At 68.0% G+C, this 14,572-nt stretch carries 12 protein-coding genes; 2 read left to right on the top strand and 10 right to left on the bottom strand.

Annotated elements, in window-relative coordinates:
- Positions 1 to 19: 19 nt before the first annotated feature.
- Complete coding sequence (locus EZE58_RS15260) at positions 20 to 724, bottom strand: DedA family protein (RefSeq protein WP_167560876.1); 705 nt, start codon at positions 722 to 724, stop codon at positions 20 to 22.
- 112 nt (positions 725 to 836) lie between these two features.
- On the opposite strand from EZE58_RS15260, the gene EZE58_RS15255 reads away from it, so the two are divergent.
- Both EZE58_RS15255 and EZE58_RS15250 read left to right on the top strand, forming a co-directional pair.
- Positions 837 to 1,886 (top strand): YhjD/YihY/BrkB family envelope integrity protein, encoded by a 1,050-nt coding sequence (locus EZE58_RS15255; RefSeq protein ID WP_131247775.1) that lies wholly within the window; start codon positions 837 to 839, stop codon positions 1,884 to 1,886.
- Between the two features lie 43 nt (positions 1,887 to 1,929).
- Complete coding sequence (locus tag EZE58_RS15250) at positions 1,930 to 3,414, top strand: glyceraldehyde-3-phosphate dehydrogenase (RefSeq protein WP_063250142.1); 1,485 nt, start codon at positions 1,930 to 1,932, stop codon at positions 3,412 to 3,414.
- Positions 3,415 to 3,537: 123 nt separating this feature from the next.
- On the opposite strand, the gene EZE58_RS15245 is transcribed toward EZE58_RS15250, so the two are convergent.
- From EZE58_RS15245 to EZE58_RS15205, 9 genes are all read right to left on the bottom strand, one after another.
- Positions 3,538 to 4,134 carry a hypothetical protein gene (locus EZE58_RS15245; protein ID WP_167560874.1) on the bottom strand — a complete coding sequence of 199 codons (597 nt, stop codon included), beginning with the start codon at positions 4,132 to 4,134 and terminating at the stop codon, positions 3,538 to 3,540.
- Entirely contained in the window at positions 4,131 to 5,099 is a 969-nt protein-coding gene (locus EZE58_RS15240; protein ID WP_205772307.1) for a D-2-hydroxyacid dehydrogenase, read from the bottom strand. Before EZE58_RS15240 ends, EZE58_RS15245 begins: the two co-directional genes overlap by 4 nt.
- Positions 5,041 to 6,759 (bottom strand): MDR family MFS transporter, encoded by a 1,719-nt coding sequence (locus tag EZE58_RS15235; RefSeq protein WP_100227424.1) that lies wholly within the window; start codon positions 6,757 to 6,759, stop codon positions 5,041 to 5,043. Before EZE58_RS15235 ends, EZE58_RS15240 begins: the two co-directional genes overlap by 59 nt.
- Positions 6,760 to 6,800: 41 nt before the next feature.
- Positions 6,801 to 7,439, bottom strand: a complete 639-nt coding sequence (locus tag EZE58_RS15230; RefSeq protein ID WP_167560872.1) for a TetR/AcrR family transcriptional regulator — start codon at positions 7,437 to 7,439, stop codon at positions 6,801 to 6,803.
- Between the two features lie 235 nt (positions 7,440 to 7,674).
- The gene (gene dnaG, locus EZE58_RS15225) at positions 7,675 to 9,678 is read right to left on the bottom strand and encodes a DNA primase (protein ID WP_095375489.1); all 2,004 of its coding nucleotides are present in this window, start codon (positions 9,676 to 9,678) and stop codon (positions 7,675 to 7,677) included.
- Between the two features lie 3 nt (positions 9,679 to 9,681).
- Positions 9,682 to 10,965 carry a deoxyguanosinetriphosphate triphosphohydrolase gene (locus EZE58_RS15220; protein ID WP_167560980.1) on the bottom strand — a complete coding sequence of 428 codons (1,284 nt, stop codon included), beginning with the start codon at positions 10,963 to 10,965 and terminating at the stop codon, positions 9,682 to 9,684.
- Positions 10,966 to 10,991: 26 nt separating this feature from the next.
- Positions 10,992 to 12,155 (bottom strand): tRNA dihydrouridine synthase DusB, encoded by a 1,164-nt coding sequence (dusB, locus tag EZE58_RS15215; RefSeq protein ID WP_063250146.1) that lies wholly within the window; start codon positions 12,153 to 12,155, stop codon positions 10,992 to 10,994.
- A 5-nt stretch (positions 12,156 to 12,160) separates the two neighbouring features.
- Positions 12,161 to 13,840: an ATP-binding cassette domain-containing protein gene (locus tag EZE58_RS15210; protein ID WP_167560870.1), complete on the bottom strand. Its 1,680-nt coding sequence runs from the start codon at positions 13,838 to 13,840 to the stop codon at positions 12,161 to 12,163.
- Between the two features lie 173 nt (positions 13,841 to 14,013).
- A complete protein-coding gene (locus tag EZE58_RS15205; protein WP_167560868.1) occupies positions 14,014 to 14,562 on the bottom strand; it encodes an XRE family transcriptional regulator in 549 nt (182 codons plus the stop codon).
- Between the last annotated feature and the right edge of the window lie 10 nt (positions 14,563 to 14,572).

Genomic DNA, 14,572 nt, shown 5'->3' with positions numbered 1-14,572 from the left:
AGGCCTGGACCCGCGGGGTTCAGGCCTCCGTCGTCTCCGCTCGGCTGCGGCGACGGCGACTGCGGACCTTGAGGACGATCCAGACGACGACGGCGTTGACGACGACGGCGATGACGAGTGTCTGGAAGTACCCGGCGTAGGTCTCGACGATCGACCAGTTCTCGCCGAGGAGGAAGCCCGCGACGATGAGGACGGTGTTCCAGATCGTGCTGCCGGCGGCGGTGAGGAGGATGAACTTGACCATGGGCATCGCACGCATGCCCGCTGGAATCGAGATGAGCGAGCGGAAGATGGGGATCATCCGCCCGAAGAAGACGGCCTTGTCGCCGTGACGGTCGAACCACGAGACCGTCTTGTGCACGTCGGCGACGTCGACGAGCGGCATCTTCACCGCGACCCGCACGATGCGGTCGAGACCGATCCACCGGCCGATCGCGTAGAGCAGGACGGCCCCGACGACCGAGCCGATCGTCGCGAAGACGATCGCCAGGACCAGGCTGAGCTGACCGCGGCTGGCGGTGAAGCCGGCCAAGGGCAGGACGAGTTCGCTGGGGATCGGGGGGAAGATGTTGTCGAGGAAGACAAGGAACCCGACGCCGATGGGACCGAGGGTCTCCATGATGCGCACTGTCCAGGCGGAGAAGCCGCTGAGGTTCTCCGCGGCGCCGGAGGCGACGGTGTCCATGAGCAGTCCGGGCGCGGCGAGAGCTGCGGTGTGCGACATGCGCAACAGTCTAGGCAACGGCCTTGTCTGCCGCTCACAGAGCGCTCCCAGCGGTTAGTGTGGGAGCAGACACCGCACCGAACGAGCACTCAGTGACATGAAGGAGCACTCAGTGACACCAGCGAAGATTCTGGCCTCACGCAGTCCGGTCGCCGAAGCCGGACACCACGCCATCACCCAGCCCGGGCCCGCACATCTCATCCGCGCAGTGCAGCGCTTCATCCAGCGGCTCGGCAACCAGTTCGGGGCGGCGATCACCTATTTCCTCGTCCTCGCCATCGTCCCCATCGCGATGTTCACCTTCGCCGGGCTCGGTTTCGTCCTCGACGTCCTTCGGCCCGACCTCGTTCCCGTCATCACCGAGCAGATCGAGGCCTTCTCCCCCGGCAACTCAGCGATGACCGACCAGCTCGAGGGCTTCCTCAACGACTGGCAGGCAGTCGGCATCTTCGGTATCCTCGCGGGGCTCTACACCGGGCAGGGATTCATCGGCAACCTCGGAGCGGCAGTGCGCGCTCAGCTCCACGACGACTTCGACGACGAGGTCAACCAGCCGTTCGTCAAGAAGTTCGTCGGCAACACCGTGACCCTCCTCGGGCTCATCGTCGGTCTGCTGCTCACCGTCGCCCTCACGGTCGTCGGCACCGGCCTGCGGTCGTTCATCACCGACCTCTTCAACCTCTCCGGCTGGATGTCCGGGCTTCTCGTCGCCGTGCCGATGCTCATCACGTTCGGGGCGTCGTGGCTGATCTTCATGTTCCTCTTCACGATGCTGCCCGAACATCCGGTGGACAAGCAGGCGAAGGTGCGGGGCTCGCTCATCGGAGCGGTCTGCTTCGTCATCCTCCTCAACCTCGCCACCGTCCTCGTCGACCTCTTCTCCGCGGGCAAGGCCGCGGGTGTGTTCGGGTCGATCATCGCGATCATGCTCACGCTCAACATCTTCGCCCGCATCATCCTCTTCGTCGCCGCCTGGATCGGCACCGCGCAGGCTCCGCGGCCGAAGGAGGACGACAGCGCTGATCACGCGTTCATCGAACCGAAGCTCCAGGCGCAGACTCTCGGTGCTCTCATGGCCGGTGCCGGGATCGTCGCGCTCACCCTGCTCGGCTTCAAGCGCTTCGACGAGAGGCGGTCGGAGAGCGCATCGGCGACACGGTAGAATGGAGCGGGAACTAGTCAATTGAATAAAGGGGACTCGACCTTTGACTGAAGCAACCACAGCTCGTCTCGACGAGTGGGCGAAGAAGCAGACTGCGGCTGAAGACCTCATCCCGCTCGTCGGCCGCCTCTACCGCAACAACGACGTGCTCCTCACCCTCTTCGGGCGTTCGCTGCAGGGCAAGTCCGTGACCGGCATGATCAAGGCTCACCGCTATGCCCGTCACTTCCTCGGCGAGGAGCTCGACATCGAGACCACGCTCGAGGTCGTCCGCGCTCTCGCCGACCTCGACCTCGGCCCTGCCCGGATCGATCTCGGTCGCCTCATCGTCAAGCTCAACGAGCAGTCGGCCTCGACCGCCGATTTCCTCGCCGCTGAGCTCGACCAGGTCATCGGTGCGCAGTCCTCCGACGATGAGGGCGTCCGCGACGTCGTCCTCTACGGCTTCGGACGCATCGGGCGCCTGCTCGCCCGCATCCTCATCGACCGCGCCGGCGGGACCGGGATGCGTCTGCGTGCGATCGTCGTCCGCCGTGGCGGGGAGAACGACATCGTCAAGCGCGCCTCGCTGCTGCGCCGCGACTCCGTGCACGGGAAGTTCGACGGCAGCATCGTCGTCGATGAGGAGAACAACACGATCCTCGCCAACGGCACCCTCATCCAGGTCATCTACTCCGATGACCCCTCCCAGGTCGACTACACCGCGTACGGCATCAACGACGCGATCATCGTCGACAACACCGGCAAGTGGCGCGATGAGGAGGGTCTGTCGAAGCACCTGCAGAGCAAAGGCGCATCGAAGGTCCTGCTCACCGCTCCGGGCAAGGGTGACATCAAGAACATCGTCTTCGGCGTCAACGACTCCGACATCACCGACGCGGACACGATCCTCTCCGCCGCGTCGTGCACGACGAACGCGATCACCCCGGTGCTCAAGGCGCTCAACGACCGCTTCGGTGTGCGCAACGGCCACGTCGAGACGGTCCACTCGTTCACGAACGACCAGAACCTCATCGACAATTTCCACAAGGGCTCGCGTCGCGGCCGTGCCGCCGGCCTCAACATGGTGCTCACGGAAACCGGTGCGGCGAAGGCTGTCGCGAAGGCTCTCCCGGAGCTCAAGGGGAAGCTCTCGGGCAACGCGATCCGCGTGCCCACCCCGAACGTGTCGATGGCGATCCTCAACCTCAACCTCGAGACGCCGACGACCGTCGACGAGCTCAACGCGTTCCTCCGTGAGACGTCGATGAACTCGCCGCTGCGCAACCAGGTCGACTACGTCGCCTCCCCCGAGCTCGTCTCGACCGACCTCGTCGGCTCGAAGCGTGCGGGTGTCGTCGACGGTCTCGCCACGATCGTCGACGAGGATCGCGTCGTCGTCTACGTCTGGTACGACAACGAGTTCGGCTACAGCTGCCAGGTCATCCGCTGCGTGGCGGAGATGGCCGATGTCGACACCCCGGCCTTCCCCGTCGTGGAGCAGGCCGAGGCCGTCGTCGAGACCGAGCCCGAGGTCGCCCCGGTCTGATCCGTTCGGTCGGTCCGGACTGAGTCCGGGACTCCGATGAGGCGCCCACGTTGCGAACGTGGGCGTCTCTGTCGTCTTCGTCGGCGACGGCTGTCCGGATCTTCCTGACCGCCGCCGAGGTGGTCAGGCCCTGCCCTCGCCCCGGCGCTCCCGCTCGAGGGCGTCGTGGAGCCAGATCGGGGTGAACGTGGCGAAGCGCCGGGAGAGTTCGTCGTCGCCGTCGAGGATGAGCGCGAACCTGTCATCGGCAGTCGAGAGCTCGTGCGCCCAGATCGGTCCGAGGCAGGCGAGGAGCAGGCACGCAAGGACGACGGCGGCACCGAGGATCGGCGTCTGCGGCCACAGGAGGATCCCGAGGAGCACGCCGAGGACGGCGAAGCCGATCGCGATCGCCATGCCGCCGGAGCGGGTCCGCGGGACACGGGGCGTCGCCGGTCGTCTCGCCGCCACCGAATCGAGCGGGTCCCGACCGAGCCTGGTCCACGCGACGATCGCACCGAGGGCGCAGACGATGCCGATCATGATGAGGCTGAAGGCGGAGAAGAGGAGCACCGCATCGATCCTCTCCCCCTGTGCCTGCAGTGCGGCGCCGAGCCCGGCGACGAGCATGGCGACGGCGAGGACGAGCATGCTCAGCAGCCGCGCACGCCTGATCGCCGTGAGCTCGGCGAGAACCCGGGCGAGATAGCTGCGTTCGGCGTCGCCGTCGATCGCGCTCATCGGACGAACCCTGCCTTCTTGTCGACGGTGTGGGGAAACGGAGTGCCCTGCCGGTGGAGGGCGAAGAGCTCGAGGAACTGATCCTCCAACCGCTGGCGCCACCCGTGGGTGTCTCCGGACATGTGCGGGCTGATGACGACGTTCTCGCACTCCCACAGCGGGTGGTCGGCCGGCAGCGGTTCGACGTCGACGACATCGAGGGCGGCACCGGCGATCGATCCCGCAGCGAGAGCGTCGACGAGGGCGGCGGTGTCGACGGTCGCGCCGCGGCCGACGTTGACGAAGAATGCGTGGGGATCCATCGCTGCGAACACGGAGGCGTCGAAGAGGCGCTCGGTGCGTTCGGTGAGCGGGGCGATGTCGATGATCCAGTCGAAGCCGGACACGTGGGCGGCGAGCTCGCCCGAATCGATGATCGTGCCGAAGTCGGGGTCACCGCCTCGCGCGTGACTGCCGGCTCCCACGACCTCGACGTCGAGCGCGCGGAGCACGCGCGCGATCTCGCGTCCGATCGCCCCGGTCCCGACCACGAGTGCCCGGGTGCCTGAGAGGTCGGAGGTCGACTGCCGGTTCCACGCCCGACGACGCTGGTCGGCGAGGACGGCCGCCAGCGACTTCGCGTGGAGGAGCAGGAAGCCGAGGACGAACTCGGCGATCGGGCGATCGAAGACGCCGCGGGCGTTCGTGACGACGACGTCGGAGTCGACCAGGTCGTCGAAGAGCAGCGAGTCGACTCCGGCGGCGGCCACGTGGACCCAGGCGAGGTCGTCGGCACGGTGGAACTGTCCGGCCAGCGCCGTGGAGAAGTAGTCCCAGAGCAGGAGCACATCGGTGCCCGGCAGAGCGTCGCCGAGCTCATCGGCACAGGCGGCGACGCGGACCTCGACGTCGTCGAGGTCCCCGAGGTCACGCAGGCGGTCGGGAACCCCGTCCTGGGGTGTCGTGAGAATCGTCAGTGTCGTCATCCGCGGAAGCTTTCGTGATCGTCGGCAGACTCAGACTATCCGATGCCGGGGTCGCTGCGGCAACCTCGGCGCCCTCAGGGACGAGGACGTGCTCACGGCTCGTCGTGTCCTTCTTCAGCGTCTTCGCCAACGGCGTGTTCGGCAGGAAGAGGAGGATGACGAAGCCGGCGAAGGCAAGCGGAGCCACCCAGAGGAAGAGGGGCACGAGTGCGTCGTTGTACGAGGTGATGATGAGGGTGTGCAGGGGTTCGGGCATCTGCGAGACGATCTGCGGGGTCAGACCCGTCGAGGAGACCTGAGGCGGCTGCGCGTCCGGTGAGGCGGCGGCGAGGTCGGTCATTCCGGCCTTGATGTTCTCAAGCAGACGCTGGGTGAACACCGAGCCGATGAACGCCATGCCCAGGGTCGCTCCGACCTGGCGGAAGTAGTTGTTCGCCGCCGTCGCGGTGCCGACCATCTCGACGGGGAAGGCATTCTGGACGACGAGCACGAGGATCTGCATGCTCAGGCCGAGGCCGAGGCCGAGGAGCGCGAGGCCGACCATCGGCTCCCACGCGGGGCTGTCGGCCTTGAGCGTCGAGAGGAGGACGAGGGAGGCGCCGATGAGGAGGATGCCGATGAGCGGGTAGCGCTTGTACCTTCCGGTCCGTGCGACGACGAAGCCGATGAGGGTCGAGGAGAGGAGCATCGTGCCCATCATCGGGACCATCATCAGTCCGGCCACGGTCGCGTCGATGCCGTGGACCATCTGCAGGTAGGTCGGCATGTAGGAGAGAACGCCGAACATACTCACACCGATGAAGAGGCCGGCGATCGTTGAGAGCAGGAAGTCGCGGTTGACGAAGAGCCTCAGCGGGATGACCGGCTCGCTCACCTTGGATTCGACGATGACGAAGGCGACGATTGCGAGGGCACCGACGATGATGAGTCCATTGATCTGCCAGGAGCCCCACTCGTAGTCGTGGCCGCCCCACGCGGAGACGAGGACGATGCAGGAGGTGACGATCGAGATGAGGGCCATGCCACCGACGTCGATCTTCGGGCGGGGGCCGTGCGTGTGCTTGGGGATCTTGAGGAAGACCGCTGCGGCGATGAGCGCGACGGCTCCGAGCGGGAAGTTGATCGCGAACGCCCAGCGCCAGCCGGGCCCTTCGGTGAGCCACCCGCCGATGAGGGGGCCGGCGACCGAGGAGACGGCGAACGCGGAGCCCATGATGCCCATGTACTTCCCGCGCTCGCGGGCCGGCACCACAGAGGCGATGATCGACTGCGAAAGGATCATCATTCCGCCGCCGCCGATGCCCTGGAGGACACGGCCGAGGATGAGCGTCGACATCTCGTTCGCGACGAGGGCGAAGACCGATCCGGCGAGGAAGCAGCAGATCGCGAACATGAACAGCGGCTTGCGGCCGAAGAGGTCGCCGACCTTGCCGTAGATGGGCATCATGATCGTCGAGGCGAGCATGAAGGCCGTCGACACCCAGAGCATCTGGTCGACTCCGTCGAGTTCGCCGACGATCGTCGGCAGCGCCGTGGCGAGCACGGTCTGGTTGAGGGAGAACATGAACATCGCGATCATCAGTCCCACGAAGAGGAGGATGATCGCCGAGGTGGTCATCGGCTGCGTGTCGTTGCTGTGGTTGCCCGGTGAGGTCGTCATGTCCCCGGTCCTCAGGTCGTTGTTGCTTCTCATCTCAGCTTTCATCTCAGTCGCTCGAGCACCTTGAGGAAGAGCCCCAAGGAGTCGTCGTAGACGTTCTTCGTGCCGTCGGGGGCGGCGGCGAGGTCGGGCGTGCGCTTGACCACCCGCGCAGCGTGCTGGAGTGGGACCATGCACAGTTGGGTGAGCATCCGCGCGCTGCGCCAGGCGGAGTCCTCGGACGAGAACTCCTGGCCGAGGTGCTTCAGCCGTGCGAGCACGTGCTCGGAGACGAGTTCCTCGAGCGCCTCGACCTGTTCGAACCGCTTGGTCACGAGCTCCGGATAGGCGGCGAAGAGCTGCCGCCTGCGCACCGAGAGCCGCGGGTCCGTGCCGACGAGGAGCGCTTCGCGCACGAAGTTCGCCGTGTCCTCGGCCAGGGACTCGATGCCGGTGTCGGATTCGACATAGTCGCGCACCAGCTGGGTGTCGATGGTCGAGACGTCGAGGCCGACGATCGCGTCCTCCTTCGTCTGGAAGTAGTTGAAGAAGGTCCGCGGAGACACCCCCGCGTCGGCGGCGATCATCGCCACCGTCACCGAGTCGAGTCCCTCGTCGAGGACACGGGTGATCGCCGCTTCGTGGAGCGCGGTGCGGGTCGCTCGCGCCTTCTTCGTCCGCAGCGATTCGTGGTCAGTCATGCCCTCAATTTTGCACCATCTGCAACTTTTCATCAACTGCAAAATTGCAACTGTGCAGTATTTCACGCCCGAACGCCGACGGGACGTTCAGGATTCGAGGATTCGGGAGTTCGCGGGCGGCCGCGAACGCGCGCTGGGTCGCTGCTCGAGTGAGCGATCGCGGGGTCGGGCGATCGCGGGTGACGGCGCTGCGGAGTCCTCCGCGGGATGTCGGAGCCTGGTGAGAGAGTCCGAGTCAGGCCATGAGTTCGCGCAGGCGCACCCGGTGCTGCTCGAGCACCTGGAGCTGGCGCAGCAGCGCGGTCTGCGCCTCGGCGTCCGTGGCGGACTGCCGCTGGAGGCGCGAGTGGAGTTCCTTCGCGATCCTCTCGAGGTCGTAGTCGAAGAGCTTCGCGACGATGCCCTGGGCGAACTTCTCGGCGCCCATCCCCTCGGACACGGGCAGCGGGGTGACGAGGAGCTGGGCGATGCCGGGCTTGAGGTCCTCATCGCTGGCGTCCATGACGGTCTCCACCCACCGCCCGGGGTCGGCGGCTCCCGCGCGCAGTCCTCCCGCCGCGCTGAGCACGGCTTGGACCCGGCGGTACCCGGGATGCTCGAATGCGTGGGCAGAGAGCGAGTCGAAGAGCTTCGCGTTGACGAACTCCGGATGCTGGAGAGCGACCATGAGCGCGCCCTTCTCCGTCTTCAGGCGCGTCGGGGTGATCGGAGCGGAGAGGTTGGAGACGTCGGGGCGCTCGTCGTAGACGTATTCGATGCCGTCCTCGCCCGGCGCCCCCGGCCTACCACCGCCGCCCGCGGAATCCCCCGGACCGCCGGCCCCGTTCGCACCGGAAGCGCTGCTCGGACCCGGACGGCCGGCGGTCCGAGCGTTCTCGGATCCCGACTGCCGACCCCGGTCCGATGCGGAGGCACGCGGGTGTCGGCGGGCGGTCTTGACGGCAGCCTCCACCTCGGCGATGTCGACGCCGATGCGACCGGCGACGAAACGGTGGTAGTGGCTGAGGCTGTTTCGGTCGCGGATCCCGGCAAGCACCTCGGCGCTGGCCCGGACGGCGGCGATGCGGCCCTCGACGGTGTCGAGGTCGTACTGGGCGATCGCGGTGGTGATGACGAACTCGAAGAGGGGTCTGCGGCCCTCGATGAGCTCTCGGATCGCGGCATCGCCCTTCTCCAGGCGCAGGTCGTTGGGGTCGAGGCCCGAGGGTTCGACGGCGACGAAGGTCTGCGCGGTGAACTCGGATTCGAACTCGAAGGCCTTGAGCGCCGCCTTCTGTCCAGCCTCGTCGCCATCGAAGGTGAAGACGACCTGCGCACTCGGATCATCCCCGATGAGGCGGCGGACGATCTTGACGTGCTCGGCGCCGAAGGCCGTGCCGCACGTCGCGACGGCCTGGGTGACACCGGCGAGATGGGCGGCCATGACATCGGTGTAGCCCTCGACGATGACGACGCGCTTGGTCTTCGCGATGTCGCGCTTGGCGAGGTCGAGGCCGTAGAGGACCTGGTTCTTGTGGTAGAGCGCGGTCTCCGGGGTGTTGAGGTACTTCGGCCCCTGATCGTCGTCGAAGAGCCGCCTGGCGCCGAAGCCGATCGTCCGACCCGTCATGTCCTTGATCGGCCACATCACCCGCCCGCGGAACCGGTCGTAGATGCCCCGGCTGCCTTCGCTCGCGAGCCCGGCCGCGAGGATCTCCTCATCGCTGAAGCCGGCCCGGCGCAGGTGGGAGGTGAGCGCATCCCAGGACTTCGGGGCGAAGCCGATGCCGAAGTGGGCGTTCTCCCCGGGAGGGAAGCCCTTCTCGGCGAGGAAGTCGCGGGCGATCTGCCCGGCGTCCTCACCCAGAGCGGTGGCGAAGAAGCGCTCGGCGACCTCGTGCATCTCGAGCAGACGCTGGCGTCTGCTCGCCTGCTCCCGGTCGGGGCCCTTGCCGTCCTCGTAGCGCAGGTGCATCCCGATCCGCCCGGCGAGCATCTCGACGGCCTCGACGAAGCTGAGCTGCTCGACCTTCTGGAGGAAGGTGAAGACGTCCCCGGATTCCCCGCAGCCGAAGCAGTGGTACATCCCGACCTGAGGGCGGACGGTGAACGAGGGAGTCTTCTCGTCGTGGAAGGGGCACAGGCCTTTGAGCGAGCCGATGCCCGCGGTCTTGAGCGTGACGAACTCGCCGACGACCTCGTCGAGGCGCGTGCGCGAGCGCAGCTCGTCGATGTCCTCGCGCTTGATGAGTCCGGCCATGGTCTAGAGACGATCCCCCGCCCCGGCTTGGATCCGGTGGTAGAGCGTCCACGCCGAATGGTCGGTCAGGGACGCGATCTGGTCGGCGATGACGCGCAGTCGGGCCGCATCGTCGGCGGCCTCCGCATGGTCGGCGGCGAACATCGGATCGAGCCCTCTCGGGTGCGCGTCATACCATTCGGCGAGCGTGGTGATGACGGTGTCCTGGATGTCGTGGAGGCGCAGCCGGTCCTCCGCGACCATGACCGTGAGCGTGGCCATCCCCTTGAGCACGGCGATCTCCACGGCCGTGGACTCGGGGACGACGAGGGAGGCCTGGTAGCGGTTGAGCGGCTCCCACCCGTACTCCTCGCGGGTCGCGGCCTCCGCGGCGCCGACGAAGCGGCCGATGAGCTGGCTCGTCATGTGCTTGAGGGCGGCCTGGGCGCGGCGGGAGCCGTCGAATTCGGTCTCCGGCCAGTACGCGGCGGCCTGGAGGCGGGTGAGCGCCTTGTCCATCTCCGCATCGTCGGTCTCGGGCAGGTACCACTGCCGGGTGATCGCGAAGAGCTCCGCGCGTCGGGCCTCATCGGTGAACTCGCTCAGGCGCAGGTGCCCGGCGACGACGGCGTCCTCGACGTCGTGGACCGAGTAGGAGATGTCGTCGGCGAGATCCATCACCTGGGCCTCGAGGCAGCGGCGACCGTTGACGACACCGGCCCGGTAGAAGTCGAAGACGGCGATGTCGTCGTCGTAGACGCCGAACTTCCGCACTCCCGAATCGCGTCGACCGGCCGAGGCCTCGGCCCGCGGCCACGGGTACTTCGTCAGGGCGTCAAGGCTGGCCCGGGTGAGGTTGAGCCCGGCGGGTCGGCCATCGGGGGCAAGCACCTTGGGTTCGATGCGGGTGACGAGGCGCAGGGTCTGCGCGTTGCCCTCGAAGCCGCCGATGTCGGCGCACAGCCGGTCGAGGATCGTCTCCCCGTGGTGGCCGAAGGGCGGGTGCCCGAGGTCGTGGCTCAGGCATGCGGTGTCGACGATGTCGGGATCGCAGCCGAGGTAGCGGGCGAGTTCGCGGCCGACCTGCGCGACTTCGAGGGAGTGGGTGAGCCGGGTGCGGACGAAGTCGTCGGTGCCGGGCGAGACGACCTGCGTCTTCGCGCCGAGGCGGCGCAGCCCCGAGGAGTGGAGCACACGGGCGCGGTCGCGCTGGAAGGCCGAACGACGCGGGTTCTTCGCCGGTTCGATGACCCAGCGCTCCTCGTCGCGGGCGGTGTAGTCCGCGACGTGCCCGGAGGCCTGGGCGATGCGTGCGGAGGTCTCGGTCGGCACGCTCAGCCTCCCGAGATGTCGAGTTCGGCTTCGGCGAGCAGCGCGGTGCCGCTGGCATCGAAGACGCGGGAGTCGAGCCAGCCCTCGGGCAGGTGGGGCCGTTTGGGGCGGGTCGTGCGTCCGCGCGAGCCCTCGGCGGCCTCCCCCGGGTAGGGGGCGTCGTCGAGTTCGGCGAGGAGGGCGTCGAGTTCGGCCAGGGATGAGACCATCGCGAGTCGGCTGCGCAGATCGCCGCCGACGGGGTAGCCCTTGAAGTACCACGCGATGTGCTTGCGCAGGTCGCGGACTCCGTAGAACTCCTCGCCGTAGTAGTCGACGAGGTATTCGCCGTGGAGGCGGACGGCACGGGCCACCTCGGCCAGTCCGGGACGGTGGCGCTCATCGCTGCCGTTGAGTGCGTTCGCGAGATCCCCGAAGAGCCACGGCCGTCCCTGACAGCCGCGGCCGATGACGACGCCGTCGCAGCCGGTGCGCGCCATCATCTCCAGCGCGTCCTCGGCGGAGAAGATGTCGCCGTTGCCGAGCACCGGGACGCTGTCGCCGAGGTGATCCTTGAGCCGGGCGATCGACTCCCAGTCCGCGGTTCCGGAGTAGAGGTCGGCGGTCGTGCGCCCGTGGAGGGCGATCGCCGCGACCCCGGCGTTGCGGGCGGTCTCCCCCGCGTCGAGGTAGGTGTGATGGTCGGCGTCGATGCCCTTGCGCATCTTCACCGTCAGCGGGATCCCGCCGCGGTCGGCTTCGCGCACCGCGGTGGTGACGATCGCGGTGAAGAGGTCCTGCTTCCACGGCAGGGCCGAGCCGCCGCCCTTCCGGGTGACCTTGGGCACCGGGCAGCCGAAGTTGAGGTCGATGTGGTCGGCGCGGTCCTCCTCGACGAGCATGCGCACGGCCTGCCCGATCGTCACCGGGTCGACGCCGTAGAGCTGGACCGAGCGCGGGGTCTCATACGGTTCGTGGTGGATGATGCGCATGCTCTTGGGGCTGCGTTCGACGAGCGCGCGTGAGGTGACCATCTCGGTGACGTAGAGTCCGGCACCGTATTCGCGGCAGAGCCGGCGGAACGCGGTGTTCGTGATCCCGGCCATGGGGGCGAGCACGACCGGGGAGGACAGCTCGATGGGGCCGATGCGCAGAGGCGCGACGGCCGGGGACGTGGATTCGCTCATGACACTCACCCGTCCATTATCCCAAAGGCAGGCAAATCGGACACCGCCCGGTCCGTTCCCTTACTCACAGTCGTCGACCGGTCGCCCTCGGCGGGTGCCTCCCGCAGTTCGCGAACGTCCCATTCGGTGACCGCGCCCAGTTCCTCGCCGAGGCGGTCGTCGTGGGTGACGAGCAGCATCGCTCCCCCGAATCCCTCGAGCGCCGAGGTGAGCGCCCGCTGGGAGGCGACGTCGAGGTTGTTGCCGGGTTCGTCGAGGAGGAGCAGCTGCGGGGCGGGGTCGGCGAGCAGGGCGGCGGCGAGCGCGACGCGGAAGCGCTCCCCTCCCGAGAGCGTCCCGCACAGCTGCTCGGTGCGCCCGGCACGCAGACCCATCGCTGCGAGCACCTCGTGGACGCGATGCTTCTCCAGTCCCGGGTTCGGGTCCCGGACGGCATCCATGACGCTCGAGTGCTCGGGCAGCCGGTACTGCTGGTCGAGGTGGGCGATGGGCACGTGGACGGCTGTGCTCAGCCCGGGGAAGAGCTCGACGACCGGCGCGGTCGCCGACCCACCGCGCAGGGCGGCGAGCAGGCTCGACTTGCCCGCGCCATTGGGTCCCGTCAGGCGGATCCGCTCCGCTCCGACGATCGTCCACGGACGCTCGAGCCCTGCGCTGTCGATCTCGAGCACCCGCTTGCCGGCATGGACCTCGGTCTCGGGCAGGTGGAGGGTGATCCACGGGTCGCGGCGGAGGGCGTCCTTCGCCCTCTGCACGTCCACTTCGGCTCGGGCTTCGTCGGCGGCTTTGTCTCCGCGACGTTTGGCTGCCGACTTCTGGGCAAAGTCGCTCAGTCCGTTCATGACGATCTTCGGGCGGCGCTTGTTCGCCGTGTCCGTGGCCGCCTTCCGGTCGGCGCGCGCCAGCGTCGTCTCGAGCTCGATGCGCTGGCGCTTCTCGATCGTCAGCGTCTTCTTCGCATCGGTGAGCCGAGACCGCTTGGCCTCCTCCTCGGCGGCGACCATCTCCTCGTAGGCGCTGTAGCCGCCGCCGTAGACACGCAGTTCGTCAGTCATCTCGACGATCGCGTCCATCGTCTCGAGCAGGTCTCGGTCGTGGGAGATGATGAGGCTCGGGCCGCTCCGCCGGTCGAGGAGCTCGCCGAGGAGTCTGCGCCCTGCGGCATCGAGGTTGTTGCTCGGCTCGTCGAGGATGAGCCATGCGGATCCGGCGAGAGCCGCACGGGCGAGGCCGATGCGCATGGCCTCCCCACCGGAGAAGGTCCGCAGCCGGCGGTCGAGGTCACGGGACTCGAGACGCAGCCCCACCTCGGCGAGGGCGGACAGGGCCCGCTCCTCGATGTCCCAGTCGTCGCCGATGACGGCGAAGTCCTCGTCCTCCCCGTGCCCGGCGAGGGTGCGGTGGAGAGCTGAGCGGACGGTTCCGATGCCGAGGACGGTCTCGACGGGGACATCGGTGTGCGGGAGCAGCTGGTCGATGTGGACGGCGCCTGCGGAGCCGGTGACAGTGCCCGTCGTCGGGGTGAGTTCGCCGGTGAGGAGACGGGCGAGGGTGGACTTTCCGATCCCGTTGTCACCGACGAGGCCGACGCGTCCGGTCGGGATGGTCGCGGTGAGGGAGTCGAGGATCTCGGTGTCGTCGCCGAGGCGGTAGCCGAGTCCGGAGATGGAGATGGCAGCAGTCATCTGTGACCTCATTTCGTGCACACGGGTGTGGTGCGGGGCCGTTTCGCCCGCGGGTGCGGAAATGAGTGGTCACTTCACTGGGGGTGGCTGCCTTCCGACGGGAATGGGACCCGTCAAGGATGCCCGAGTCCGGTGGGGCCCGTCAAGGGCGGACCGCCTCGGCGGGGGCGGTCTCAGACGATGATGAGGATGAGTTCGGCCGGACGGTCGCTGGGGTTGGCGACCTGGTGCGGGACGTCGCCGGGGGCCTGCGCGCAGTCGCCGGCGCGGAGCACGGTGCGACGGTCGATCGTGACGATCTCGACGATCCCGGCGAGCACGTAGAAGGTCTCCCGGGATCCGGAGCGGTGGGCGGCGATGGCGGAGGTCTCGCCGCGCGGATCGAGGGTGTAGTGGATGACCTCCATGTTCTCCATCGGGGAGGGGAGGTCGCGGCGGTGCGTGCCCGGACCGTAGCTCGTGAGCGCGAGGATGGCTTCACTGGGGGTGATGACGACCTCGGGTTCGGCGAGCAGTTCGCCGACGTCGACGCCGAGGGCGCGCGAGAGGCCCATGGCATTCGAGACGGAGGTGTCCTGTTCGCCGCGCTCGATCTTCGACAGGGCGGCGCGGGAGATCCCAGCACGGGCGGCGAGCTCGTTGAGCGTGAGGTTGCTGTGCCGCCGGCGGGACCGCACCCGCGCGCCGAACACCCGCGCTCCCGTGTCCTCTGACTTCGCCATGATCCCATCC

It is taken from the genome of Brevibacterium sp. LS14 (genome assembly GCF_012027885.1).
Classification (GTDB): domain Bacteria; phylum Actinomycetota; class Actinomycetes; order Actinomycetales; family Brevibacteriaceae; genus Brevibacterium; species Brevibacterium casei.
This window is presented reverse-complemented; position numbering and strand designations above follow the sequence as displayed.

What these genes read in the sequence shown, in the direction of transcription:
- EZE58_RS15210 (WP_167560870.1), bottom strand. Translation starts at nt 13,840, where the DNA reads ATGACTGCTGCCATCTCCATCTCCGGACTCGGCTACCGCCTCGGCGAC.
- EZE58_RS15260 (WP_167560876.1), bottom strand. Translation starts at nt 724, where the DNA reads ATGTCGCACACCGCAGCTCTCGCCGCGCCCGGACTGCTCATGGACACC.
- EZE58_RS15230 (WP_167560872.1), bottom strand. Translation starts at nt 7,439, where the DNA reads ATGACTGACCACGAATCGCTGCGGACGAAGAAGGCGCGAGCGACCCGC.
- dusB (WP_063250146.1), bottom strand. Translation starts at nt 12,155, where the DNA reads ATGAGCGAATCCACGTCCCCGGCCGTCGCGCCTCTGCGCATCGGCCCC.
- EZE58_RS15235 (WP_100227424.1), bottom strand. Translation starts at nt 6,759, where the DNA reads ATGACGACCTCACCGGGCAACCACAGCAACGACACGCAGCCGATGACC.
- dnaG (WP_095375489.1), bottom strand. Translation starts at nt 9,678, where the DNA reads ATGGCCGGACTCATCAAGCGCGAGGACATCGACGAGCTGCGCTCGCGC.
- EZE58_RS15245 (WP_167560874.1), bottom strand. Translation starts at nt 4,134, where the DNA reads ATGAGCGCGATCGACGGCGACGCCGAACGCAGCTATCTCGCCCGGGTT.
- EZE58_RS15240 (WP_205772307.1), bottom strand. Translation starts at nt 5,099, where the DNA reads ATGACGACACTGACGATTCTCACGACACCCCAGGACGGGGTTCCCGAC.
- EZE58_RS15205 (WP_167560868.1), bottom strand. Translation starts at nt 14,562, where the DNA reads ATGGCGAAGTCAGAGGACACGGGAGCGCGGGTGTTCGGCGCGCGGGTG.